Origin of the sequence: Ralstonia flatus, assembly GCF_958439105.1 — a bacterium.
GTDB lineage: Bacteria > Pseudomonadota > Gammaproteobacteria > Burkholderiales > Burkholderiaceae > Ralstonia > Ralstonia flatus.
In genome coordinates, this window is the sequence record NZ_CAUDLI010000004.1 from 242,742 (window position 1) to 266,548 (window position 23,807).

Genomic DNA, 23,807 nt, shown 5'->3' on the forward strand with positions numbered 1-23,807 from the left:
CAAGGGAACGCGCAATACGCAAACGCAAACGCAAGACAGAACGCAACCCCGGCGGGTGGCTGTAATCACCAGGACGCCACGCGCAAGGAATGACAGACATGGTCGACAAGCTGGATCAGTTGTTCGGTTTTCAGGAGCAGGCGCTGCACCTGCGCTCGCAGCGCCACCAGATTCTGGCCTCGAACATCGCCAACGCCGATACGCCCAACTACAAGGCGCGCGACTTCGATTTTCAGTCGGCGCTGCAGAAGGCGGTCGGCCAGCAAGGCGGTAACAGCCTGCCGATGACGGCAACGGCTGCGGGCCACCTGAGCGTGGATGGCGCGCCGGCCGGCGATGTGTCGCTGATGCAGGCGTCGCTGTCGCAGCAGACCAAGGCGCTGCAGGGCGAAGTGCAGTACCGCACGTCGCAGCAGCCGTCCATCGACGGCAACACGGTCGACATGGATGGTGAGCGCATGCGCTTTGCCGACAACACCGTGCGCTACGAGGCCGATCTGAGCATCGTGACGCAGAAGATCAAGTCGATGCTGGCGGCCATTCAGAACAGCTAGCGCGCGATGTAGCAACAGCAGCAAGAGCAGCAAGAGCAGCAGACAGGCATTAAGACGACCGCGCAGCGATCACGCGCGGCGAAAGAGGGGCGGGAACTGTGTGGCGCTCCGGGCCGGGAAAGTTCGGTCCGGAGCAAGCCGCCATACAGAACACCGGATCGGTCCGGCAGTCATGCCGGCAACAGTGTTTGAAGACATCGGAATCAACATGTCGCTATTCAAGGTGATGGATGTAGCTGGCAGCGCGCTCACCGCGCAGTCCAAGCGCATGAACGTGGTCGCCTCCAACCTGGCCAACGCCGAAAGCGTGACGGGCCCGGACGGCAAGGCGTATCGCGCCAAGCAGGTGGTGTTCTCGCCCGCGCAGGAGTCTGACGACTACGCCACCGGCGTGTCGGTCGACCGCGTGGTGGAAGACACTGTCACCCCCATGAAGCGCATGCACCAGCCGGGCAACCCGCTGGCCGATGCCGACGGCTACGTGACCATGCCGAACGTCGATGTGGTGGACGAAATGGTCAACATGATTTCTGCGTCGCGCTCGTACCAGGCCAACGTCGAAGTCGCCAACACCACCAAGACGATGGCCTCCAAGGCTCTGACCCTGGGCCAGTAAGCGGCACCTTCCTAGCGAGACACGAACATGACCGTCAGCTCAACGACCAACACGACCAGCACCGCGGGCACGACCTCCGGCAACCAGCTTGCCATCACCAAGGGCAGCGACCTGCAGAACACGTTCATGCAACTGCTCGTGGCGCAGTTGAAGAACCAGGATCCGCTCAACCCGATGGACAACTCGCAGATGACCTCGCAGCTTGCGCAGATCAACACTGTGAACGGCATCCAGCAGCTGAACACCACGATGTCGAGCATGCTCACGCAGAACGCCGCAACGCAGGCTTCGTCGATGATCGGCCGCACGGTGCAGGTGCCGACCAACAACCTGACGCTGGCCTCGGGCGCTGCCAACTTCGGCGTCTCGGTGCCCAACGGCGCCGACGACGTCGTCGTCACGATCACGAATGCCGCCGGCGTTGCCGTGCGCACCGTCGACCTCGGCCAGATGACGGCCGGCAGCGGCAACTACACCTGGAACGGCAAGGACGACAAGGGCAACCAGCTTGCCGACGGCGCCTATTCCATCAAGGTGACGGCCACGCAGGGTGGGAAGGTCGTCACGGCAAACGCGCTGGGCGCCGACAAGGTGGCCGGCGTCACGATCAACAACGGCACGATGCAGCTGGCGTTGGCGTCTGGCGGAACCGCCAAGCTGTCCGACGTTGCATCGATTCAGTAATCACCGGTCAACTGCGGGCAGACCCCGCGCTTTTATCTTCTACGGGAGAACACTATGGGATTCCAGCAAGGCCTGAGCGGTCTCGACGCCGCCGCTGCCAACCTCGACGTGATCGGCAGCAACGTTGCAAACGCCAACACTGTCGGCTACAAGAAATCGACCGCCGAATTTGGCGACGTGTACGCACGTTCGCTGGTGGGTGCGTCCGACAACCAGATCGGCCAGGGCGTGAGCGTGACCAAGGTGTCGCAGTCGTTCACGCAGGGTAATGTGACCAACACGGGCAACCCGCTGGACATCGCGATCAACGGCACGGGCTTCTACCGTATGGTCGACCCGTCGAGCGGCCAGGTGTCGTACACGCGTAACGGCCAGTTCCAGACCGACAAGAACGGTTTCATCATCTCGGCCACCGGCCAGAACCTGACCGGCTACGGCGTGGATTCCACCGGCAAGGTCAACACCGCCGTGCTGACCAACCTGAAGATTCCCGTCAACGACCTGGCCCCGCTGGCCACCACGAACACCGCATTCGGTGTGAACCTGGACGCCGCCGCCACGGCGCCGACCACCACGCCGTTCTCGGCCACCAACTCGGCCACGTTCAACCATTCCGTTTCGGAACAGGTCTACGACGGCACGGGTACGGCCCACATGCTGACCAACTACTACGTGCGCACCGCCACTGGCTGGGACGTGTATTCGCAGGTGGATGGCAACAACCCGACGGGCGGCAACCCGGTGACGTCGCTCACGTTCAACAGCAGCGGCCAGCTCACCTCGTCGCCCAGCAAGGTCAACGTGGCCTTTGGCGGCATGAGCATTGCCACCATGGATTTCACGGGCACCACGCAGTACGGCGGCGGCTACAACGACACCGCCCCGGGCGTGACGCAAGACGGTTACGCCACCGGCCGCCTGGCTAGCTACGCGGTTGGTACCGATGGCACCGTCACCGCGCGCTACTCCAACGGCCGCACCTCGACGCTGGGCCAGATCGCCATGGCCAACTTCAAGGCGCCGGAAGGCCTGCAGAACATCGGCGGCAACCAGTGGGTGGAAACGTCCAACTCGGGCGCGCCGAACCTGGGCACGCCGGGCATGGGGTCGTTCGGCCTGCTGCAGTCGTCGGCGGTGGAGCAATCCAACGTGGACCTGTCTGCCGAGCTGGTCAACATGATCATTGCGCAGCGTTCGTACCAAGCCAACGCGCAGACCATCAAGACGCAGGACACCATTCTGCAGACGCTGGTGACGTTGTAATTGTTGTTGCCTGAAGCTGACTGACCGCACACCAAGGACACTCGCATGGACCGCTCGATCTACGTGTCGATGACTGGCGTAAAGCATCTGTTTGACCAACAGGCTGCCAGCGCCAACAACCTCGCCAACGCCAGCACCACCGGCTTCAAGGCGCAAATCGACGCGTTCCATACGGTGGGTGTGCAAGGCGATGGCTCGCCCACGCGCAGCTACGTGATGGCCTCGGCCATCGGGACGGACCTCGCGCCCGGCCCGATCGAGACCACCGGCCGCAGCCTGGACGTGGCCATCGACGGCCCCGGCTTCTTTGCCGTGCAGACGCCGGAGGGCGGCGAGGCTTACACCCGCGCCGGCGCCTTCCAGCTCGGCCCGGACGGCACGATCCAGACGCTCTCGGGCCAGCCCGTGCTCGGCGACGGCGGCCCGATCACGCTGCCGCCCGACACCACGGTGCAGTTTGCCAAGGACGGTACGGTCAACGCGATCAGCGCCGACAGCCGTACGCCGCCGGTGTCGCTGGGCCGCCTGAAACTGGTGAACATTGATCCGTCGAACATCGACCGCGGCGCCGACGGCCTGTTCCGCCAGCGCGACGGCCAGGACGCCGACGTGGATGAAAAAGTCCGCATCACCGGCGGGGCGCTGGAGGGCAGCAACGTCAACCTGACCGACTCGCTGGTCAACATGATTGCCATCTCGCGCCAGCTCGAAATGCAGATGAAATCGCTGCATACGAGCGACACGAATGCCCAGTCGGCCAATGAACTGCTGCGCCACGCCTGAACGGCCGGCGCATTGAATTGAATCAACCAAGGACTCGAACATGATTCGCTCCCTGTGGATTTCCAAAACCGGGATGGACGCCCAGCAATCGCAGCTGGATGTCATCTCGAACAACCTGGCGAACGTCAACACGACGGGCTTCAAGCGCTCGCGCGCCGTGTTCGAAGACTTGCTGTATCAGAACGTGCGCGAGCCGGGTGCCCAGTCGTCGCAACAGACCACGCTGCCTTCGGGCATGCAGATCGGTACCGGTACGCGCATCGTCGCCACCGAGCGTCTGCACACGCAGGGCAACCTGCAGCAGACCGGCAACTCGACCGATGTGGCCATCAACGGCAACGGCTTCTTCCAGGTGCAGATGCCCGACGGCACGCTGGCCTACACGCGTGACGGCAGCTTCCAGATCAACGCGCAGGGCCAGCTGGTGACCTCCAGCGGCTACCCGGTCCAGCCGGCCGTGACGGTGCCGCAGAACGCCACCAGCCTGACGATCGGCAAGGACGGCGTTGTGACGGTCACCACGCCCGGCACGGTCAACAACACGCAGGTGGGCACGTTCCAGCTGGCGAACTTCATCAACCCGGCCGGCCTGCGCAGCATGGGCGAAAACCTGTACGCCGAAACCGAAGCGTCGGGCACGGCCAACCTGGCCAACCCGGGCTCGAACGGCGTGGGCGCGCTCAACCAGAACTACGTTGAAACGTCGAACGTGAACGTGGTGGAAGAAATGGTCAACATGATCCAGACGCAGCGCGCGTACGAGATCAACAGCAAGTCGGTCCAGACCTCGGACCAGATGCTGGAGAAGCTGTCACAGCTCTAAGCTGGGCGGCGTTGTTTTTAAGGAAGTCTTGCGATGCATACCCCCCCGGTTTACTCGCTCACGCACAGCGGCCGCGCCGTGCGTATCGTTCGATTGGCTGTGCTTGGCACGGCCGCCTTGCTCGCTACGGCGTGCGGCATGCTGCCGCCGCCGGCCCCGATCGTGCAGGGTCCGACAACCGCGCGCCCGCCGATGCCGGTAATGGCGCCGCGTCAGAACGGGGCGATTTACCAGGAAGTGGCATCGGGCAGCGGTGGTTTTCGCGGCATGTTCGAAGACCGCCGCGCGCACATGGTGGGCGACACGATCACCATCGTGATTACCGAGAACACCGCAGCCAGCAAGCAGACTTCGGGCAGCGTCAACCGCACGGGCAGCATGACGGCTTCCGTGCCGACGTTTGCGGGCATGAACCCGGGCGTGCTGTCGCTGCTGGGTGTGTCGGCCAGCGACGCGAACAAGTTCGACAGCAAGGGCGCCAACGGTGCGCAGAACAACTTCACGGCCACGATTACCGTAACGGTGGTCGAGGTGCTGGGCAACGGCAACCTGGTGGTGAGCGGCGAGAAACAGATGGCCGTGGGCCAGGGCACCGAGTCGATCAAGTTCTCCGGCGTGGTCAACCCGACCACCGTCAACAATCAAAACACCGTGCTGTCCACCCAGGTGGCGGACGCACGCATGGAATATCGCGGCACGGGCTATGTGGCCGAAGCCCAGCAGATGGGCTGGTTGTCGCGGTTCTTCCTGACCGTGTCACCGTTCTGAGGGATCAGCCATGACTTTGCATCGACTCATCGGCGCGGCCCTGGTGGCACTGAGCGCAGTTTCAGCGGTTGTTCCGACCGCGGCACACGCCGACCGCATCAAGGATCTGACCACGGTTGCGGGCGTGCGCGACAACGCGCTGATCGGCTACGGCCTGGTCGTCGGCCTGGACGGCAGCGGCGACCAGACCACGCAGACGCCGTTCACGGTCCAGAGCTTCAACAACATGCTCACGCAGTTCGGCATCAATGTGCCGGCCGGCGCGAGCATCCAGCTCAAGAACACCGCCGCCGTGGTGGTGACGGCCACGCTGCCCGCCTTCGTGCGGCCGGGCCAGACCATCGACGTGACGGTGTCGTCCATCGGTAACGCCAAGAGCCTGCGCGGCGGCACGCTGCTGCTCACGCCGCTCAAGGGCGTGGACGGCCAGCTCTACGCATTGGCGCAGGGCAACGTGGTGATTGGCGGTGCAGGCGCATCGGCCAATGGCAGCAAGGTGCAGATCAACCAGCTCGGCGCCGGCCGTATCGCCAATGGCGCGACGGTGGAGCGCGCCGTGCAGGCCACGGTGGGCGAGGCCGGCAGCATCCAGCTCGATACCGGCACGACGGATTTCGGCACCGTGCAGAACATCGTCACCGCCATCAACAAGCAGTTCGGCACGGATACGGCGCAAGCGGCCGACGGCCGCACGATCAACGTGCGCGCACCGGCCCTGGCGTCGGACCGCGTGGGCTTTCTGGCCAAGCTGCAGAACATCGACGTGACCCCGGCGCTTGCCGCGGCACGCGTGGTGGTCAACGCCCGCACGGGCTCGGTGGTGATGAACCAGCTTGTCAAGCTCGAGCCCTGCGCGGTGGCGCACGGCAGCCTGTCCGTCACCATCAGCACGGACCCGGTGGTGAGCCAGCCGGCGCCGTTCTCGCAAGGGCAGACGGTGGCGGGTGCGCGCTCGAACATCGAGGTCAAGCAGCAAGGCGGCAGCCTCATCAACGTGAAGGGCGGCACCAACCTGGCGGACGTGGTCAAGGCCATCAACGCGATTGGCGCCAACCCGCAAGACCTGATCTCGATCCTGCAGGCGATGAAGGCGGCCAACGCGCTGCGCGCCGACCTGGAAATCATCTGACGCTGCGGAGGCCACGATGAACCAAACCGACCTCACCAGCCGCCTGGCGCTCGATTCCCGAGGGTTCGAGTCGCTCAAGCAAACGGCACGTACGGATCCGACCGGCGCCGCCAAGACCGTCGCCAAGCAGTTCGACGCGATCTTCGTGAACATGATGCTCAAGCAGATGCGCGATGCATCGCCGCAGAACGGGCCGCTCGATTCGTCGTCGAGCAAGATGTACACGTCGATGCTCGACCAGCAGCTTTCGCAGACCATGGCCTCGCGCGGCGTGGGCGTGGCAGACCAGCTTCTGAAGCAGATGCTGCGTCAGGCCAACCATGTGAACCCGGATGCGGGTGGCAAGGTGAATACCGCGCTGTCCAACACGACGGCCACGAATACCGCGCTGCCGGGCGCTGCCGGTGCCACGAACGATGCCGCCAAGGCGATCGCCCGTTCGTCGCTCAACAGCATGGCCGCGGCCGTCGCGCCGGGCACGGAAGACGACGGCTCGGGCATCAGCACCGTGCCGCGCCCGGGCCTGGAAGAACGCGTGCAGCGTGCGCTGGCCGCCCTGCGCAAGCAGGCGGATGCCCAGGCACAGACCGCCAGCGCACCGCCCGAGGTCGACCTGTCGACGGTGGCATCGGAGCCGCGCGGCGACCGCATGAGCAGCTTCTACAACAAGCTGATCGGCCACGCATCGCAGGCCGCGCAGGAAACCGGCATTCCGGCCAACTTCATGATCGGCCATGCCGCGCTGGAGTCCGGCTGGGGCCGCCGCGAGATCAAGGCAAAGGACGGCACGAACACGCACAACCTGTTCGGCATCAAGGCCGGCGGCTCGTGGGCAGGCAAGACGGCCACGGTGACCACCACCGAGTACATCGGCGGCGTCACCCACAAGGTGCAGGAGAAATTCCGCGCCTACAGCTCGTACGCCGAGGCGTTCAAGGACTACGCCAACCTGTTGGCCAACAACCCGCGCTACAGCAACGTCGTGGCAGCCGGCAACGGCAACGATGCGGCGTCGTTCGCCAAGGGTTTGCAGCGCGCAGGCTACGCCACCGACCCGAACTACGCCCACAAGATCATGGCGGTGATCAAGCAGATCGCATAAGTGCTTTAGGAAGCATATTTTGGCAACATCGGCCGGCTCAAGTTTGTTCTTGTCCGGCCGATGTTGTTTCTAGAGCTTATTTCGGCGGCTTCGTGCTGCCCGCACCGAGACAACTATGAGCAGCTCCCTTCTGAATATTGGCGCGTCGGGCCTGCGGGTGGCCGATATCAACCTGCAGGTGACCGGCAACAACATTGCCAACGCCAGCACGCCCGGTTATTCGCGCCAGGAAGCCGTGCAGACGGAGAACATTCCGCTGTACGCCGGCGTGGGCTATCTCGGCCAGGGCGCCAACGTCACGACCGTCAAGCGCATCTACGATCAGTTCCTGACCGCGCAGGTGCAAAGCGGCCAGGCCTCGACCAGCGCGGCCGACCAGCTCAACAGCCTGGTGTCGGGCCTGAGCAAGTACATGTCGGACAGCAACAGCGGCCTGACTTCGTCGCTCACCAGCTTTTTCAATGCCGCCGATGGCCTGGCTTCCAAGCCGTCGGACACCACTGCGCGCCAGGTTTTCCTGAACGCCGCCGCAGGCCTGCAAAGCCGCTTCAATTCGATTGCCGGCCAGCTGAGTTCGCTCAACAGCCAAGTCAACACGCAGGTGCAGACGCAGATCAGCACGGTCAACGGCACCGCGCAGCAGATCGCCTCGTTGAACGACCAGATTTCCAAGGCGGAGGCATCGACCGGCCAGCCGGCCAACGACCTGCGTGACCAGCGCGACCAGCTTGTCCAGACGCTCAATCAGTCGATCAAGGCCAGCGTGGTGCAGACCGGCGACGGCCAGTTCAACATCTACGTTGGCAACGGCCAGGCGCTGGTGCAGGGCAACAAGAGCTACCAGCTGACGGCGGTACCGTCGCAGTACGACCCGACGCAACTGTCGGTGGGCTACAAGAGCCCGGGCGGTACGGTCAACATCGACGACAGCCAGCTCGGCGGCGGTGCGCTGGGCGGCCTGATGGACTTTCGCAACAACACGCTCATTCCGGCGCAGAACAGCCTGGGCCGCCTGGCCACGGCGGTGGCGGCCGACGTGAATGCGCAGAACAAGCTCGGCATGGACGCCAACGGCAAGATGGGCACGGACCTCTTCTCCGTGGCCAGCCCGAGCGTCGCGCCCAGCACCAACAACACCGGCACCGGCTCGCTGACTGCCAGCATCACCAACGCCAATGCGGGGCAGGGCTACGACTACCAGGTCAAGTACCAGGGCGGCGCCTACACCGTTTCGCACTATCCGGATGGCTCCGCTTCCGTGACGGTGACGAGCTGGCCGACCACGATTGACGGCGTCACGCTCAACCTGTCGGGCACGATGAACAGCGGCGACTCCTTCCTGGTGCGCCCGACCGCCAACGCGGCCGCCACCATGCAGACGCTCACCACCGACTACCACGACGTGGCCGCGGCCTCGCCGGTGGTGCTCAACCAGGGCAGCAACAACACGGGCAGTGCCTCGGTGTCGTCGCTGGGCGTGGACAGCACGTATGCCGGATCGCCGCTCACCTCGCCGATCAACCTGACGTACAGCTCGGCCGTTGGCGGCTCGCTGTCGGGGTTCCCGGGCAGCGTCACGGTGACGGTGGGCGGCACGTCGACCACGTACACCGGCGGCACGGCACCGTACACCCAGGGCGCGACGTACGCGTTCAACGGCGTGCAAATGACGCTGTCGGGTTCGCCCGGCAACGGCGATACGTTCGCCATTTCGGCCAACACCGCCAACAGCACCGACAACCGCAACGCCAGCGCGCTGGCCAAGCTGCGCAACAGCACGCTGCTGGACGGCGGCACGACCTCGATCGGCTCGGCGTGGAACAACCTCGTCACCCAGGTCGGTGTGCAGGCCAACCGTGCCAGCACCAACCTGACCTCGCAGAAGGCGCTGCTGGCCAGTTCCACGCAACAGCAGCAGTCCGTGTCGGGCGTGAACCTCGATGAAGAGGCGATGAACCTGATGAAGTATCAGCAGGCCTACCAGGCATCCGCCAAGGTGATGCAGACGGCCAATTCGCTATTCGCGAGCCTGCTGTCGATTGCCGGCGGCTAATGGGCGCAGCTGAAGAAATCGCCCCGCCTGCCGATAACGTCCTAAAGCCCTTCGTCCGGACCGATCATGCGAGTCAGTAGCGCCCAATTCTTTGCCGCGTCTTCCGCTTCGATGCAGAACACGCAATCGAGCCTGCTCACGCTGCAGCAGCAGATTTCGAGCGGTATCGCGCTCAACAGCGCGGGCGACAACCCCGGCGCGTTTGGCCAGATGGCGCAACTGCAGCAAACGCAGGACGCCAACGACCAATACCAGTCCAACCGTGACGCCACCGACGCGCGCCTGACCAGCGTGTCTTCGGCGCTGACCAACCTGGTGACGACGCTGCAGCAGGGCAAGCAGACATTGGTGGGGGCCAATACCTCGCTGATGACGGATTCGCAGCGCATCGGCGTGCTGGCGCAGGTCAAGCAGCAGTACCAGCAGTTGCTGTCGACGGCCAACCAGCGCGATGCCTCGGGCGTGGCCCTGTTTGGCGGCGCCAACGGCACGGCCGATCCGTTCACCAACACCAGCGGTTCCGTGCAATACGTCGGTAGCGGCCAGCCGCCGGTGGTGCAGGTTTCGCAGAACATCTCGATGCCGAATTCGGTGTCGGGCGATTCGGTGTTCGTGCGCATCCCCAACAAGGATCCGTCCAACCCGAACGCCAACCAGAGCATCTTCAAGACGTACGAGAACCTGATCACGGCGCTGTCGACTCCGATCAATGCCGCGACCCAGGCCACCGACGTCGCAAACCTGCAAAAGGCCGTGCAGACGGCGCAGGGCAATCTGGACAACGCCTATCAGGTCGCGCTGCAAGCGCAGGTGACGGTGGGCACGCAGCAGGCGCAGATCACCACGCTCAACAGCAGCGGCTCGAACTACGGCGAGCAGTTGAAGGAGCAGATCTCGAAGCTGCAATCGGTGGACTACACCTCCGCCATCTCGCAGTTCTCGCAGCAGCAGGTGTCGCTGCAGGCCGCCCAGAAAACCTTCACGGCCATGCAGGGCATGTCGCTGTTCCAGTACATCAATCCTTGATGCGGCGCGGTCGGGCGGTCGGAGGGTGCGGCGTATCATGTCGGCTCACCTACCGTCAGGACTGGCCATGCCCATCCAGTATCTTCGCCGCCTGACCAGCCCGGAACGCTCAGAAGACGCCAACCGGCGCCTCGGTCAGTCACTGGCCTTCGTGGCGGGCGCCGCCAACGCAGGCGGATTCCTCGCCGTCAAGCAATACACCTCGCACATGTCCGGCATCGTCTCGGCGATCGCCGACGACCTTGTGCTGGGCGACGTTGTCCTCGTGTTGGCGGGCTTTGCGTCGCTACTGGCGTTTCTGTGCGGCGCGGCGTGTACGGCGGTGCTCGTCAACTGGGGGCGCCGCCGCAGCACGCAGAGCGAATTCGCGCTGCCGCTCATGCTGGAGGCCGCGCTGTTGCTGCTCTTCGGCCTGATGGGCACAACGCTCGGTCAATACCGCGTCGTGTTCGTGCCGGCCACCGTGGCACTGCTGTGCTTCTTGATGGGGCTGCAGAACGCCATCATCACCAAGATCTCGAAGGCGGAAATCCGCACCACGCACGTGACCGGTCTGGCCACCGACATCGGCATCGAGATCGGCAAGGCGCTGTACTGGAACCATGGGCATCCCAATCTGCCGGCCGTGGTCGCCAACGGGCCCAAGCTGCGGCTGCTGGTGTCGTTGCTCGGGATGTTCTTTGTGGGCGGCGTGGTCGGTGCGTTGGGCTTCCGGCACCTCGGCTATACGGCCACGATTCCGCTGGCGTCGATTCTGATGCTGCTGGCGGTGGTGCCGGTGGTGGATGATCTGCTGGCGCGACGTCGGTAGCAAACAGGCGCCCGTCAGCGCAGCAGCAGGCCGATCGCAATCGCGCAGCCCAGCACGATCAACCAGGGCACCGCTGTTCGGACGACCACGGTGCGCAGCCAGTCTGCGTCATTCGCGCGGCGTGCGGAGCGGATGAGCCCGCCCGCCAGCATGACTTCGAACGCTGCTTCCGACAACAGCATGGGCCCTTGCGTGTAGAAGTACGTGAGCACGCCAAGCGATGCGGCCACCACGGCCACAATCACCGCAATCACGATCGCCAGCGGCAGGAATTCGTCGGCCGATGCCAGGCCTTCGGCCACGGTCTCCGCGCCGCCACCGCCACCGCTCGGCAGCGGAAGATCGAACGCCAGGTCCACCGCCGCGTCGGCGGTGTCGGCGGCCCACTCGCTGTGCTCGCGCGGCACCTGGCGCTGTTGCGTAAATCCGGCGTAAGCGAGCCAAAGCTTGAAGGCGGCGAGCATGGCCAGCCAGGCGGCCACCGTTGCCACGCCATACCGCACCGGGGGCGCATCGAGCCCCGCCATGCGCAGCAGCTTGTTGCACGCCACACCCCACGCCAGCGACCACAGCACGATCAGGACGACGTGCATGCGCAGCGCGAAGCGGCTCGCCAGTCGGCGCGCGAAATGGTCCTTGAGCATGGGCGCGGCGCCCGGTGGGGCGGCCTTGCGCATCACACCATCCCGCCATTCACGCCGATCACCTGCCGCGTGAGGTACGACGCCGCATCCGACATCAGGAAACCGACCACCGCAGCCACTTCCGCAGGCTGTCCGACCCGCTGCATCGGGACGGCCTGCAGGGCTTGGTCTACGTGTTCCATGTGGGCGAGCATGTCCGTTTCGATCAGCCCGGGCGCCACACAGTTGACGGTGATCTTGCGCGACGCAAGCTCGACGGCCAGCGCCTTGGTGGCACCGATCAGCCCGGCCTTGGCGGCGCTGTAGTTGACCTGCCCGCGATTGCCCATCACCCCGGAGACGGACGCGATGGTGACGATGCGGCCGCCTTTGCGCGCACGCACCATCGGCATGGTGAGCGGGTGGACGACGTTGTAGAAACCATCGAGACCGGTCTCGAGGACGATGTCCCAGTCTTCGTCGGTCAGGGCCGGGAAGGCGGCGTCGCGCGTGACGCCCGCACACAGGACGATGCCGTAGTAGGCGCCGTGGGCTTCAACGTCGGCGTCGAGCTGGCTGCGGCAGGCGGCGCGGTCGCGCACGTCGAACTGCAGCACGCGGGCGCTGCCGTTGTTTGCGTGGATGTCTGCGACGATGGCGTCAGCCTCGGCACGGCCACTGCGGCAATGCACGGACACGTCAAACCCGTCGGAGGCGAGTTGGTAGGCGATGGCGCGGCCAATGCCGCGGCTGGCACCCGTCACAAGAACGCGGCGGCTCATGTGGTGAGACTCCCTTGAAGATCGGTCGACGGAATACCGCGATCATCGCACGCGCGGCAGGCGTTGCCGCGGCGGCGCGCGGTGCCTATCGAGGCAGGGTGCTGAACTGGCCGAACGCCCGCCCACCGAGGTCCAGCGCATCCATCACAGACCGCTCCACCACCGGCGCCAGCGACGTCATCATCACCATGACCAGCATCAGCCCCACCACCAGCGTGGCGGCGATGCCCACGGCAAACGGGTTGAGCGCCTGCGCCGTGCGCGACAGCACGGCAAAGCCGAGGTTGACGATCATCATGATCGCGATGATCGGCAGGGCGATGCGCAGGGCCAGCGCAAAGACGATCGTGCCGCCGCCGGCCAGCGTCTGCCAGCCCGGGTTGCCCAGCGGCGCCGCCGAGACGGGCAGGGCGGTAAAGCTGTCGAACAAGGCATGCAGCAGCACGAGATGCCCGTCGCCGGCAATGAAGGCGGTGACGGCCGTGAGGCTGAGGAAGCGCCCGAGCAGCATGCTGCTCTCGGTTTGCGTCGGGTCGAGCAGGGATGCAAAGCCCAGGCCCATCTGCACCGACATCACCTCGCCCGCGCCGCTGATGGCGGAGAACACGAGCTGCACGCAAAAGCCCAGCGCCAGCCCGATCAACACCTGCACCAGCGTGATCCACAGCCCTTCATAGGAGCCCACCGACACGCCCGCCGGCACCGGCAGCATGGGCGCCAGCGCCACCGTGATGACCACGCCGAAAGCCACCTTGATCGACGTCGGGATCTCGGTATTGGCAAACGGCGGTGCAATGGCGATAAACGCCAGCACGCGCACCAGCGGCCACCAGTACATGGCGATCCAGCCGTTGAGCTGCGTGGCGGTGAATTGGATCATCGTGGATTGCGCGGCTGCGTCAGCTTGCTGACGTCAATTCACGTAGTTGGGAATGTTGGTCAGCACGCCGCGCGTGTAGTCGACGATCACGGCGACGATCCACGGGCCGGCCAGCACCATCGTGGCAGCCACGGCCAGCAGCTTGGGGATGAACGATAGCGTCTGCTCGTTGAGCTGCGTGGCAGCCTGGAATACCGCCACCAGCAGGCCGACCACGAGCGACACCAGCAACATCGGCGCGCCCACCATCATGGCGACCTGCATGGCCTGACGGGCCATATCGAGAACGTACTCGGGTGTCATGTCGGTTTCCTATCGACGCTCATTGCACAAAGCTCTGGGCCAGCGAGCCCAGCAGCAGGTGCCAGCCATCCACCAGCACGAACAGCATGATCTTGAACGGCAGCGAGAAGATCGACGGCGTGACCATCATCATCCCCATCGACATCAGCACGGCCGCCACCACGATGTCGATCACCAGGAACGGGATGAAGATGGCAAACCCGATCTGGAACGCGCTTTTCAGCTCGCTCGTGACGAAGGCCGGAATGAGCGCACGCATGGGCGTTTGCTCCGGCGAGGCAATGGCCGGCATGTTGCCCATCTTGACGAACAGGGCGAGATCGGGCTCGCGGGTCTGCTTGAGCATGAACTGGCGCAGCGGCGTGGCGGCCGTGTCCATGGCCTGCTCGACGGTGATCTTGTTGTCACGCAGCGGCACGTAGGCGTCGGTGTACACCTTGTCGAGCACCGGCGACATGACGAAGAACGTGAGGAACAGCGCCAGCCCGATCAGCACCTGGTTGGGCGGCGTGGTTTGCGTGCCAAGCGCATGGCGCAGCAGCGACAGCACGATGATGATGCGCGTGAAGCTGCTCATCATCAGGATGATGGCCGGCAGAAACCCAAGCGACGTCAGGAAGACCAGCGTCTGCACGGGCAGCGAATAGCTCTGGCCGCCGGCGGTGCCCGTGAGCAGCGGCAGACCCGGTTGTGCCTGTGCAAACACCGCGGGCGCAGCGCCCAGCAGCGCCAACGCCATCAGGCAACGGAGGAAGATACGCACGTTCATTCCGACTTCCCCGTCAGGTGACGCTTGAGCTGGATGGACAGTGCATCGGCAAAGCGGGGTGGCTTGCCGGAGCCGGAAGTGCCGTCGCCGGATGGGTCGTCCGGGGTGGAAGCGGCTTCTGCCGGGCGCGGCAGCGTGTGGAGCGTCTGCACGTGCTGCTGCGTGACGCCCAGCACGAGCCATGTCCCTTCCACATCGACGACGACAACCTTCTCGCGCGCGCCCAGCATATGCTGCGCGACCACGGTAATCACCTGGCTGCGGCGCCGGCCCAAACCCGCAGGGCCCATGCCCGCGCGCTGCTGCAGGCGGCGCAGCAGCCAGCCGGCCGCCACGATCATCGCCAATACTACAAACAGCCCGCCTAGGGTGCGGGCCCAATCCACTGCATGGTTCATTTCAACACCTTGCCCGGGGGGAGCATTGGTTGCTGTCAGGGTGCCGAGTGACGGCGTATTTGTGCGGCTTAACGGTTCAACTTACGGATGCGTTCCGACGGCGTGATGATGTCGGTCAGCCGGATGCCGAACTTTTCGTTGACCACCACCACTTCACCTTGGGCGATCAGGTAACCGTTGACAAGGACATCCATCGGCTCACCGGCCAGTGCGTCGAGTTCCACCACCGAACCCTGCGCAAGCTGCAGCAGGTTCTTGATGGGCACCTTGGTGCGGCCCAGTTCCACCGTCAGCTGCACGGGGATGTCCAGGATCATGTCGATGTCGTTGCGCTGCGCAGCACCCAGGCCATCGGCCGTCAGGGGCTTGAACACCGGGCTGGACTCGGCGGCGGGCGCGGCGGCCGGCGGGTTGGCCGCCGCACGCTGCGCGGCTTCCAGGGCCATGGCCTCTTCCATCGTCATCTCGACATCGACGTCGTCGGCGTTGGCTTCGGGGTTCATGGTCGGTTCAGTTGTCATCGTCAGACTCCGTGGCAGGCTCGCTGCCGCTCATATTCAGCATGCGGTTGACCCGCAGCGCGTATTGGCCGTTGAACGTGCCGTAGTTGCATTCCATGACGGGCACGCCGTCTACCTTGGCGGTCACGCAGTCATCCAGCTCCAGCGGAATGACGTCACCCACCTTCATGTTCAGGATGTCGGACACCTGCACCTTGGCCGTCGCGAGGTCGGCAATCAGCTCCACCTCGGCCGTTTGCACCTGTTGCGACAGCAGCCGCAGCCAGCGCTTGTCCACTTCCAGCGCTTCGCCCTGGATGGCGGAAGTGAGCCGGTCGCGGATCGGCTCGATCATGGTGTAGGGCATGCAGATGTGCACGTCGCCGCCGTTGCTGCCCAGCTCGATGCTGAAGCTGGTGGTGACCACCACTTCATTGGGCGTGGCCACGTTGGCGAACTCCGTGTGCATTTCCATGCGCAGGAATTCGAAATCGATCGGGTAGACCGGCTGCCACGCCTTGGCGTAGTGCTCGAAGACGAGATGCAGCATGCGCTGGATGATGCGCTGCTCGACGTCCGTAAAGTCGCGGCCTTCCACACGCATGTGGAAGCGGCCGTCGCCGCCGAACAGGTTGTCGACCACCAGGAAGATCAGGTTGGGGTCGAACACGAACAGCGCCGTGCCGCGCAGCGGCTTGACGTGCACCAGGTTGAGCGAGGTCGGCACCACCAGGTTGCGGATGAACTCGCTGTACTTCTGCACCTTCACCGGCCCGACGGAGATCTCCGCGTTGCGCCGCATGAAGTTGAACAGCCCGATGCGCCAGTTGCGCGCGAACCGCTCATTGATGATTTCCAGCGTGGGCATGCGCCCACGGACGATGCGCTCCTGCGAGCCCAGGTTGTACGAGCGTATGCCCGAGGGATCGGCGGCTTCGACGGGGTCGTCGTCCGCGTCATCGGACACGCCCTTCAGGAGCGCGTCGATTTCCTCCTGGGAAAGAAACTCTTCCTTGAGCATGTCACTGGATCACAAAGTTGGTGAACAAGACATCGGCCACCGGCGATTCCTTGCCGACAGCCTTGAAGACGTGTTCGCACAGTTCAACGATTTCCTTGGCGAGCTTGACCTTGCCGTCGGCCGGGTACAGCTCGGTGGGCGTCTTGCTGGCCAGCAACATCAGGACCTTGCTGCGCAGCTCGGGCGTATAGGTCTTGATCTCTTCTTCGGCATGCTTGTCGAAGCTCTTGAACGTGATGCCGATCTGCAGGTAGCGGTCGTTGCCCTCTTCGGGCTGGAGGTTGACGGTCAGGGTCTCCATGGCCACGAACACCGGCTGTTTTGGCTTGGGCGGTGCGGCGGGGCCGGATGCGGCGTGATTGCCGCCTCCGAGGAAGAACCAGGCAGCGGCGCCGCCCATGCCGACGAGCAGGAGCACGATCAGGATGATCAGCAGCAGCTTGGTGGAGCCGCCCTTTGCGGGGGCGGGGGCGGTAGTGGCGGCAGCGGCTTCGGCCATGGGGATCACTCGGGGACTAAGGGGGGGGTGGACTTTCCCGGCTCGCGTCGCGCAGACACCGTAAAACAACGCAACGCACAGAGTCGGGTTCTCGGATGGCATTCTTCCCCACCTCTGTCCAGCTCATTCCAGCAAGAAACGCGGTCAATCCCGCTTATCTCGGGCGTTTGCGATACGGGCGGTGGCGCGGCCGCATTGGCTAAAGTGATTTATTTGGCACTTTTATGCCGCGCCCAGCCTGCGCCCAGTGCATTGCCAGCCGCACGGGCGCGCGACAACGCCGAAAAGTGACGTTGGCCCGAAAGATTTGCCGGCGCTTGCCGTTGTAATGGAGGAAGGCGCCGGCTCGTTCCGGCCCTGCATACCCGCGTTGCCTTGCCGGAAGCCGCCTTGAATTCCTTGCCCTTTCCCACCCGTGTTGACCTTGCGCTCGTCGATGCCGATGGCTTGCCGGCCGACTGTCCTGCACGCGGCGCGCCGCCGGGCTTCTGCCCGAAGCTTGACCTGCTGTCGATGGTCAATGCGCTGACGGAGGGCATCCTCGTGTGCGGGGTGGATCGCCGCGTCACCTATGCCAACCCGAGCGCCGCACGGCTGCTGGGTTTGCCGGTGGACGCCCTGGTGGGACGCCTGCTGCCTACGGTGGTGACTTCCGCCGTGGACGAATTCGACGCGTCCATCCATGAAGCCGACTGGCCCGATCAGGACGTGATCGCCGAAGGCCAGCCGCAGTTGAACCAGATTTTCGGAATGCACTGCGTGGATGGCCGCACGGTGTGGGTTTCCAGCAACTGGACGCCGCTGTATGCCGACGGCGGCCATTCGATGACGGCCTCGCGGCGGGCCTCGGAAGCGGGGGCGACGCCCTATTCGGTGCTGGTGTCGCTGGTCGACATCACGCAGATCCGCGAAGCGCAGCAGCGCATCCGGCATCTGGCCACGCACGACACGCTGACCGGTTTGCTGAACCGTTCCGCGCTGGAAGATCGCCTGGAGCACGCGCTGGCGCTTGCGCGCCGCAACCGCTCCCGCGTCTCGGTCATGTTTCTCGACCTGGATCGTTTCAAGAACGTCAACGACACGCTGGGCCACCAGTTTGGCGACATGCTGCTGCGTGAAGTGGCAGCCCGCCTGCAGGCCTGCGCGCGTGAAGCCGACACCGTTGCGCGCCTGGGCGGCGATGAATTTGTCGTCATGCTCGAAGCCCTCGATGGCCTGGGAACGCGCCGCGTGGCCGAGCGCATCCTCTCGGCCATCAGCGCGCCGTTCCATATCGAAGGGCAGGAGCTGTATCTAGGCGTGTCGATCGGCATTGCCGTGGCACCGCACGACGGCGACGATCCGAACACGCTGCTGCGCAAGGCCGACGCCGCCATGTACCTGGCCAAGGAGCGCGGGCGGAACAACTTCCAGACCTTCACCAGCGACCTCGACGACCGCGTCTCGCGCCGCTTCCGCATTGAATCGGGCCTGCGCCGCGCGAGCGACCGCAACGAGTTCTACGCCGACTACCAGCCGCGCGTGGATGTGCGCAGCGGCCGCATCGTCAGCGTGGAAGCGCTTATCCGCTGGAACTCGGCCGATTTCGGCCGCATGATGCCCGGCCAGTTCATTCAGGACGCCGAAGAAACCGGCCTCATCGTCGAGATCGACCGCTGGATCCTGCGTGCCGCCTGCGACCAGCTTGCACGCTGGCGCCGCATCGGGCTGCCGGACTTGCGCATGTCGATCAACCTCTCGGGCCAGGCATTCAGTTCCGGGCAGCTGAGCGGCATGGTGCGCGGCGCGCTATCGACAAGCGGCTTGCCCGGCAACGCGGTCGAGCTGGAGATGACCGAAGGCATTCTGATTCGCGACGATCCGTCCTTGCATGCGCTGCTGACCGAACTGCGGGCGATGGGCGTATCGCTGGCACTGGACGATTTCGGCACCGGATATTCATCGCTGTCGTATCTGCACCGCTTCCCGATCGATACGCTGAAGATCGACCGGTCGTTCGTGCAGGACCTGCCGCACGTGGCCGAGCGCGCGGCCATCACGCGGGCCATCATCATGATGGCGCAAGCCATGGGCATGAAGACCGTGGCCGAAGGCGTGGAGACCACCGGCCAGCTTGAATTCCTGCGCGAAGTCGGCTGCGACGAGTTTCAGGGCTATCTGCTGACGCGGCCGCTGGAACCGGCAGCGGTGCAGGACCTCGTGCGCGAGAACGCCCGCCGCTACGGCGAGCGCATTCCGCGGTTCTTATAACGTGCTCAGATCTGCAAGCCGTTGCTGACCACGTACATGGTCAGCTCGGCGTTGTTGCGCAGCTTCATCTTTGAGAGCACGCGCCCCCGATACACGCTCACTGTCTTGACGCTGATCTGCAGTGCCTCGGCAATCTCGCCGAGCGTGCGGCCGGAGCCCAACATGCGCAGCGTCTGGAATTCGCGGTCGGAGAGGATGTCGTGGCGGGGCTTGTCCCAATCGACGTTCAGGTTGTCGGCCAGGACTTCCACGAGATCCGAAGGCAGGTATTTCTTGCCCTTGGAGATGGCGTTGACGGCCGCCAGCAGCTGCGGCTGGCTGGCGTCCATCGGCAGATAGCCGGCGGCGCCCGCCTTGAGCGCCCGCACGGCCAGCAGCGCCTCAGGGTGCCGGCCCAGTGCCAGCACCGCCAGGCGGGCATGCTGCTGGCGTACGGACTTGATGATCTGGAATTCGTCTCCGGTGGCCGATTCCACCGAGAAGAGCATGACGTCCCACTCGCGCTGGGCGAGGAGGTCGTTGTTGGCATCGCGCAGGTCCGGCACGGCCTCGATCTGGCGGGCCAGACGCGAATCCTTGAGGATCTGGCGCAGGCCGACACGGGCAATATCGTGCGGTTCGACGATCAGGACATTGAGCATGGTGGGTGTTGCGGGTCAAACGCGGGCTCGCTTCGAGCTCTTCTTTCCGTCAGCAGGCCTTGGGCCGTCTGGCGGGCTTGCAACTCCCCATCTGTGCCGTGTGTGGCGCTCTATATAGAGAGATGCAGGCGCCTATGAACTGATCGAACGAGTATAGCCGAGGGCCTGCCGGCCAAGAAGCAGGCGCACCGCCTCTTTTGGAGGGGTGTCGGGAGTCAGGCGGCCGCAAGCCCAAACCGCCGCCGACGCACAAATTTGTCAAGGCGACCCTAAACTTTCCTCAGAGGCCACCGATAACCTGAGTACAACGCAGACCTGATCCCCTTCAAGTTGCAGGTCACGTTGCCCGGCCTAGCCGGAATTAGCAAACACGGGCAACAAACCATCGGGAAACTTAGGAGCCGTCATGTCCCTCAGCCTCAATACCAACATCTCGTCCCTGCAAACGCAGCAAGCACTGTCGGCATCGAAGGATGCCCTGCAAACCTCGCTGCAACGTCTGTCGACCGGCCTGCGCGTGAACAGCGCAAAGGACGATGCCGCTGCCTACGCTGTGGCCTCCAGCCTGACGACCACGCTGAACTCGCAAACCCAAGGTATCCAGAACGCCAACAACGCACAGTCGTACCTGCAAACGGCCGACTCGTACCTGGGCCAGGTTGAAAACAACCTGCAACGTATGCGCCAACTGGCTGTGGAAGCCAACAACGGCGGTCTGTCGACCACCGACCAGGCCAACCTGGACAAGGAATACCAACAGCTGGCCACGGCCAACAAGAACATCGAGCTCAACGCCAACTACAACGGCGCCAAGCTGTTCGACGGCACGGTGACCTCGACGACGTTCCAATACGGTCAGAACGCATCGACCGACGTCGCTACCGTCACCAACGCCAACCTGGCCAGCTTCGGTACGCTGACCGGTACGAGCGTGACGTCGACCGCCAACGCAACGGCAGCCCAGGCCAAGATCGACACCGATCTGGCCAGCCTGAAGGCAGCCCGCGCTGACTTGGGCGCGCAGCAAAGCGGTCTGACCTCGACCATCAACACGCTGACCTCGTCGAACACCGCGCTGTCGGCCGCCAAGTCGGTGATGATCGATACGGACTATGCGTCGGAAACGTCGAACATGACGCGTCAGAACATCCTGCAGCAAGCGGGTACGGCGATGCTGGCGCAAGCCAACTCGGCACCGAACAGCATCCTGAGCCTGCTGAAGGGCTAATCAGGCAGTTGGATGCAGTCCAGCCGCCTGGCGGTTGGGCCAAGGGCCGGCGCTCCTCGGGGCGTCGGCCTTTTTTCTTTTGTCGGATACCCCTCTTTTTCGTGGGTGGCGCGCGCATAACCTGCCCTAAAGAAGCTGCGGCCCGTGCCGTTGTGTAGAGAGACTTCCGCCGGCGCAGATGCTTATCGGACCCGATCATGGCGACTACCACTACCACCTCCTCGACCAGCACCTATGTTCCGCCGATCTCGATTCCCGGTATCGGGACGAGCATCGACGTCAACTCGCTGGTGTCCAGCCTCATGAAGGTGGAAAGCCTGCCGCTGACGCAGTTGCAAACGCAGCAAAGCTCGTACCAGACGCAGCTGTCGGCGGTGGGATCGCTCAAGAGTGCGCTGTCGACCTTCCAGACCACGCTGTCGAACCTGAGCAGCGCGTCAAGCTACAGCGCCATGAAGGCCAGCGGCTACGACAGCTCGATGCTGAGCGCGTCGGTGACGGGTTCGGCGCCGGCAGGTTCCTACGCGGTCAATGTCACGCAACTTGCGCAATCGCAGGTGCTGGCGGCGCAGGGGCAAACCTCCACCACGACGGCCATCGGCAGCGGCGCATCGACCACGATTTCGTTCTCGTTCGGCACGGTGTCGGGCGGCTCGCTTTCCGGCGGCAAGTACACCGGTTCGACGTTTACGCAGAACGGCAACCTAGCGGGGGGCTCGATCACGATCGACTCGTCCAACAACACGCTTGCCGGCATCCGTGACGCGATCAATTCGGCCAACCTGGGGGTCTCGGCCAGCATCGTCAATGACGGCAGCGGCAGCCCGTACCGTCTGGTGCTGACGTCCACCGCGGGCGGCTCCAGCTCGGAGATGAAGATTTCGGTCTCGGGCGACTCGACGCTGCAATCGCTGCTCTCGCAAGATCCGGCCGGCACGCAGAACCTGACCGAGGTGACCACGGGCCAGAATGCCCTGGCCACCATCAACGGCATTGCCGTGCAAAGCCCGACCAACACGTTGTCGAATGTGGTGGACGGCACGTCGTTCACGCTGTCCAAGACGGGCAGCACCAACGTGACCGTGGCCAACGATCCGACCGCCACCACCACCGCCGTCACCAACTTCGTGAACGGCTACAACGCGCTGCGCACGCAACTGAATTCGCTCACCAACATCGACACCGCCAACAAGGCCAACAACGGCCCGCTGGCTGGCGATGTGAGTACCAAGACGCTCATCAACCAGATTACCGACGTGCTGGGCCAGGCGGTGGGCAACGGCAATTACCAGTCGCTGGGCAGCGTGGGTGTGACGATGAATTCCGACGGCACGCTGTCGGTGGACAACACCAAGCTGTCGGCTGCCATTGCAAAGTCGCCCAGCCAGGTTGCCGGTTTGTTTGCTGGTACCGGCACGGCCACCGATTCCCTTGTGAGCGTGCCGACTTTCTCGGATTCCACGCAGGCCGGCAGCTACGCCGTCAACGTCACGCAGCTGGCCACGCAGGGCACGCTCACCGGTTCGGCGGCTGCCAACACCACCATTACGGCGGGTGTGAACGACACGCTCGCGTTCAACATCAGCGGGATGTCCGTCAACGTGACGTTGGCGGCCGGCAGCTACACCGCGACGACGTTGGCTGCCCAGATTCAGAGCCAGATCAACGCATCGACCACGCTGCAGAACGCCAAGGTCAACGCTTCGGTGTCGGCCAATGCCAGCGGCGTACTGAGCATCACCGACAGCCAGTTCGGCTCGGTGTCGGCGGTCTCGGTATCGGGCGCGGGGGCTTCGTCGCTCTTCGGTGCGAGCCCGACGGCCGCCAACGGTGTGGATGTGCAGGGCACCATCAACGGCGTGGCTGCGACGGGTTCGGGGCAGAACTTGTATGGCATCGCCGGCTCCGCCACTGACGGCTTGAGCGTGCAGATTGCCGGCGGCCCGCTGGGCGCACGGGGCACGGTCACGGTGCAGCGGGGTTACGCCGCGCAGTTCAACAAGGTGATGACCAATTTGCTGTCTTCCGGCGGCATGGTGCAGAACGAGACCGACTCGATCAACAGTTCGCTGACGTCGCTTGCCAGCCAGATCACCGCCATGCAGACGCGCCTGGATAACAAGCAGGCGCTGTACTACACGCAGTTCAATGCGTTGTCCTCTGCGGTGGCCAGCATGACGAATACCAGCAATTACCTGACGACGCAGCTCGCCGCCATTACAAAGCAGACTTCGAGCAACAACTAAGCCGGGTTTAGGTTTAGAGCACAACCCATAACAAAACAGACTACAGCGAGGACCA

At 64.3% G+C, this 23,807-nt stretch carries 25 protein-coding genes; 15 read left to right on the forward strand and 10 right to left on the reverse strand.

Going from position 1 to position 23,807, the window contains the following annotated elements; all coding sequences use genetic code 11:
• Positions 1–98 precede the first annotated feature (98 nt).
• From flgB to R2676_RS11330, 12 genes are all read left to right on the forward strand, one after another.
• Positions 99–554, forward strand: coding sequence for a flagellar basal body rod protein FlgB (gene flgB / locus R2676_RS11275; protein ID WP_065855914.1), 456 nt, complete (start codon positions 99–101; stop codon positions 552–554).
• Positions 555–762: 208 nt separating this feature from the next.
• Positions 763–1,170 (forward strand): flagellar basal body rod protein FlgC, encoded by a 408-nt coding sequence (gene flgC, locus R2676_RS11280; RefSeq protein ID WP_004631403.1) that lies wholly within the window; start codon positions 763–765, stop codon positions 1,168–1,170.
• Between the two features lie 27 nt (positions 1,171–1,197).
• Complete coding sequence (locus R2676_RS11285; protein WP_206274661.1) at positions 1,198–1,854, forward strand: flagellar hook assembly protein FlgD; 657 nt, start codon at positions 1,198–1,200, stop codon at positions 1,852–1,854.
• 54 nt (positions 1,855–1,908) lie between these two features.
• Positions 1,909–3,117, forward strand: a complete 1,209-nt coding sequence (gene flgE, locus R2676_RS11290) for a flagellar hook protein FlgE (protein WP_206274662.1) — start codon at positions 1,909–1,911, stop codon at positions 3,115–3,117.
• Positions 3,118–3,162: 45 nt separating this feature from the next.
• Positions 3,163–3,900, forward strand: coding sequence for a flagellar basal-body rod protein FlgF (flgF, locus tag R2676_RS11295; RefSeq protein ID WP_027679863.1), 738 nt, complete (start codon positions 3,163–3,165; stop codon positions 3,898–3,900).
• Between the two features lie 40 nt (positions 3,901–3,940).
• Entirely contained in the window at positions 3,941–4,723 is a 783-nt protein-coding gene (flgG, locus tag R2676_RS11300) for a flagellar basal-body rod protein FlgG (RefSeq protein WP_009240010.1), read from the forward strand.
• A 33-nt stretch (positions 4,724–4,756) separates the two neighbouring features.
• A complete protein-coding gene (locus R2676_RS11305; protein ID WP_102065418.1) occupies positions 4,757–5,491 on the forward strand; it encodes a flagellar basal body L-ring protein FlgH in 735 nt (244 codons plus the stop codon).
• Between the two features lie 10 nt (positions 5,492–5,501).
• Entirely contained in the window at positions 5,502–6,620 is a 1,119-nt protein-coding gene (locus tag R2676_RS11310; RefSeq protein WP_206274663.1) for a flagellar basal body P-ring protein FlgI, read from the forward strand.
• A gap of 16 nt (positions 6,621–6,636) precedes the next feature.
• The gene (gene flgJ, locus R2676_RS11315) at positions 6,637–7,722 is read left to right on the forward strand and encodes a flagellar assembly peptidoglycan hydrolase FlgJ (RefSeq protein WP_206274664.1); all 1,086 of its coding nucleotides are present in this window, start codon (positions 6,637–6,639) and stop codon (positions 7,720–7,722) included.
• Between the two features lie 115 nt (positions 7,723–7,837).
• Positions 7,838–9,775: a flagellar hook-associated protein FlgK gene (gene flgK / locus R2676_RS11320; RefSeq protein WP_206274665.1), complete on the forward strand. Its 1,938-nt coding sequence runs from the start codon at positions 7,838–7,840 to the stop codon at positions 9,773–9,775.
• 66 nt (positions 9,776–9,841) lie between these two features.
• Complete coding sequence (gene flgL / locus R2676_RS11325; protein ID WP_206274666.1) at positions 9,842–10,801, forward strand: flagellar hook-associated protein FlgL; 960 nt, start codon at positions 9,842–9,844, stop codon at positions 10,799–10,801.
• 67 nt (positions 10,802–10,868) lie between these two features.
• Positions 10,869–11,612, forward strand: coding sequence for a YoaK family protein (locus R2676_RS11330; RefSeq protein WP_206274869.1), 744 nt, complete (start codon positions 10,869–10,871; stop codon positions 11,610–11,612).
• Positions 11,613–11,626: 14 nt separating this feature from the next.
• On the opposite strand, the gene R2676_RS11335 is transcribed toward R2676_RS11330, so the two are convergent.
• The 9 genes from R2676_RS11335 to fliL all read right to left on the reverse strand — a co-directional run bounded on the left by R2676_RS11335 (position 11,627) and on the right by fliL (position 17,387).
• Entirely contained in the window at positions 11,627–12,289 is a 663-nt protein-coding gene (locus R2676_RS11335) for a hypothetical protein (protein WP_206274667.1), read from the reverse strand.
• Entirely contained in the window at positions 12,289–13,017 is a 729-nt protein-coding gene (locus R2676_RS11340) for a 3-ketoacyl-ACP reductase FabG2 (RefSeq protein ID WP_206274668.1), read from the reverse strand. Before R2676_RS11340 ends, R2676_RS11335 begins: the two co-directional genes overlap by 1 nt.
• Before the next feature lie 85 nt (positions 13,018–13,102).
• Positions 13,103–13,897, reverse strand: a complete 795-nt coding sequence (fliR, locus tag R2676_RS11345; protein WP_206274669.1) for a flagellar biosynthetic protein FliR — start codon at positions 13,895–13,897, stop codon at positions 13,103–13,105.
• Between the two features lie 33 nt (positions 13,898–13,930).
• On the reverse strand, positions 13,931–14,200 hold the full coding sequence (fliQ, locus tag R2676_RS11350) for a flagellar biosynthesis protein FliQ (protein WP_004631435.1): 270 nt from the start codon (positions 14,198–14,200) through the stop codon (positions 13,931–13,933).
• 19 nt (positions 14,201–14,219) lie between these two features.
• A complete protein-coding gene (gene fliP, locus R2676_RS11355; protein WP_206274670.1) occupies positions 14,220–14,969 on the reverse strand; it encodes a flagellar type III secretion system pore protein FliP in 750 nt (249 codons plus the stop codon).
• Positions 14,966–15,367 carry a flagellar biosynthetic protein FliO gene (gene fliO / locus R2676_RS11360; protein WP_206274671.1) on the reverse strand — a complete coding sequence of 134 codons (402 nt, stop codon included), beginning with the start codon at positions 15,365–15,367 and terminating at the stop codon, positions 14,966–14,968. Before fliO ends, fliP begins: the two co-directional genes overlap by 4 nt.
• A gap of 68 nt (positions 15,368–15,435) precedes the next feature.
• Positions 15,436–15,888: a flagellar motor switch protein FliN gene (gene fliN / locus R2676_RS11365; protein WP_065855871.1), complete on the reverse strand. Its 453-nt coding sequence runs from the start codon at positions 15,886–15,888 to the stop codon at positions 15,436–15,438.
• A complete protein-coding gene (gene fliM / locus R2676_RS11370) occupies positions 15,878–16,888 on the reverse strand; it encodes a flagellar motor switch protein FliM (protein WP_102065409.1) in 1,011 nt (336 codons plus the stop codon). The genes fliN and fliM overlap by 11 nt, the downstream gene beginning before the upstream one ends.
• A 1-nt stretch (position 16,889) precedes the next feature.
• Positions 16,890–17,387 carry a flagellar basal body-associated protein FliL gene (gene fliL / locus R2676_RS11375; protein WP_147213698.1) on the reverse strand — a complete coding sequence of 166 codons (498 nt, stop codon included), beginning with the start codon at positions 17,385–17,387 and terminating at the stop codon, positions 16,890–16,892.
• 513 nt (positions 17,388–17,900) lie between these two features.
• Here fliL and R2676_RS11380 point away from each other — a divergent pair.
• Complete coding sequence (locus R2676_RS11380) at positions 17,901–19,637, forward strand: putative bifunctional diguanylate cyclase/phosphodiesterase (RefSeq protein ID WP_206274870.1); 1,737 nt, start codon at positions 17,901–17,903, stop codon at positions 19,635–19,637.
• Positions 19,638–19,642: 5 nt separating this feature from the next.
• Here the strand turns inward: R2676_RS11380 and R2676_RS11385 are convergent, their stop codons facing one another.
• Entirely contained in the window at positions 19,643–20,278 is a 636-nt protein-coding gene (locus tag R2676_RS11385) for a LuxR C-terminal-related transcriptional regulator (protein WP_206274672.1), read from the reverse strand.
• 406 nt (positions 20,279–20,684) lie between these two features.
• Between R2676_RS11385 and R2676_RS11390 the strand changes: the two genes are divergently transcribed.
• Entirely contained in the window at positions 20,685–21,506 is an 822-nt protein-coding gene (locus R2676_RS11390) for a flagellin N-terminal helical domain-containing protein (RefSeq protein ID WP_206274673.1), read from the forward strand.
• A gap of 197 nt (positions 21,507–21,703) precedes the next feature.
• Positions 21,704–23,752, forward strand: coding sequence for a flagellar filament capping protein FliD (gene fliD / locus R2676_RS11395; RefSeq protein ID WP_206274674.1), 2,049 nt, complete (start codon positions 21,704–21,706; stop codon positions 23,750–23,752).
• The last annotated feature ends 55 nt before the right edge of the window (positions 23,753–23,807 follow it).

Bases quoted from the DNA above. Each gene is read 5' to 3' on its own strand.
- flgB (WP_065855914.1), top strand. From the start codon at position 99: ATGGTCGACAAGCTGGATCAGTTGTTCGGTTTTCAGGAGCAGGCGCTG.
- flgC (WP_004631403.1), top strand. From the start codon at position 763: ATGTCGCTATTCAAGGTGATGGATGTAGCTGGCAGCGCGCTCACCGCG.
- R2676_RS11285 (WP_206274661.1), top strand. From the start codon at position 1,198: ATGACCGTCAGCTCAACGACCAACACGACCAGCACCGCGGGCACGACC.
- flgE (WP_206274662.1), top strand. From the start codon at position 1,909: ATGGGATTCCAGCAAGGCCTGAGCGGTCTCGACGCCGCCGCTGCCAAC.
- flgF (WP_027679863.1), top strand. From the start codon at position 3,163: ATGGACCGCTCGATCTACGTGTCGATGACTGGCGTAAAGCATCTGTTT.
- flgG (WP_009240010.1), top strand. From the start codon at position 3,941: ATGATTCGCTCCCTGTGGATTTCCAAAACCGGGATGGACGCCCAGCAA.
- R2676_RS11305 (WP_102065418.1), top strand. From the start codon at position 4,757: ATGCATACCCCCCCGGTTTACTCGCTCACGCACAGCGGCCGCGCCGTG.
- R2676_RS11310 (WP_206274663.1), top strand. From the start codon at position 5,502: ATGACTTTGCATCGACTCATCGGCGCGGCCCTGGTGGCACTGAGCGCA.
- flgJ (WP_206274664.1), top strand. From the start codon at position 6,637: ATGAACCAAACCGACCTCACCAGCCGCCTGGCGCTCGATTCCCGAGGG.
- flgK (WP_206274665.1), top strand. From the start codon at position 7,838: ATGAGCAGCTCCCTTCTGAATATTGGCGCGTCGGGCCTGCGGGTGGCC.
- flgL (WP_206274666.1), top strand. From the start codon at position 9,842: ATGCGAGTCAGTAGCGCCCAATTCTTTGCCGCGTCTTCCGCTTCGATG.
- R2676_RS11330 (WP_206274869.1), top strand. From the start codon at position 10,869: ATGCCCATCCAGTATCTTCGCCGCCTGACCAGCCCGGAACGCTCAGAA.
- R2676_RS11335 (WP_206274667.1), bottom strand. From the start codon at position 12,289: ATGCGCAAGGCCGCCCCACCGGGCGCCGCGCCCATGCTCAAGGACCAT.
- R2676_RS11340 (WP_206274668.1), bottom strand. From the start codon at position 13,017: ATGAGCCGCCGCGTTCTTGTGACGGGTGCCAGCCGCGGCATTGGCCGC.
- fliR (WP_206274669.1), bottom strand. From the start codon at position 13,897: ATGATCCAATTCACCGCCACGCAGCTCAACGGCTGGATCGCCATGTAC.
- fliQ (WP_004631435.1), bottom strand. From the start codon at position 14,200: ATGACACCCGAGTACGTTCTCGATATGGCCCGTCAGGCCATGCAGGTC.
- fliP (WP_206274670.1), bottom strand. From the start codon at position 14,969: ATGAACGTGCGTATCTTCCTCCGTTGCCTGATGGCGTTGGCGCTGCTG.
- fliO (WP_206274671.1), bottom strand. From the start codon at position 15,367: ATGAACCATGCAGTGGATTGGGCCCGCACCCTAGGCGGGCTGTTTGTA.
- fliN (WP_065855871.1), bottom strand. From the start codon at position 15,888: ATGACAACTGAACCGACCATGAACCCCGAAGCCAACGCCGACGACGTC.
- fliM (WP_102065409.1), bottom strand. From the start codon at position 16,888: ATGCTCAAGGAAGAGTTTCTTTCCCAGGAGGAAATCGACGCGCTCCTG.
- fliL (WP_147213698.1), bottom strand. From the start codon at position 17,387: ATGGCCGAAGCCGCTGCCGCCACTACCGCCCCCGCCCCCGCAAAGGGC.
- R2676_RS11380 (WP_206274870.1), top strand. From the start codon at position 17,901: ATGGTCAATGCGCTGACGGAGGGCATCCTCGTGTGCGGGGTGGATCGC.
- R2676_RS11385 (WP_206274672.1), bottom strand. From the start codon at position 20,278: ATGCTCAATGTCCTGATCGTCGAACCGCACGATATTGCCCGTGTCGGC.
- R2676_RS11390 (WP_206274673.1), top strand. From the start codon at position 20,685: ATGTCCCTCAGCCTCAATACCAACATCTCGTCCCTGCAAACGCAGCAA.
- fliD (WP_206274674.1), top strand. From the start codon at position 21,704: ATGGCGACTACCACTACCACCTCCTCGACCAGCACCTATGTTCCGCCG.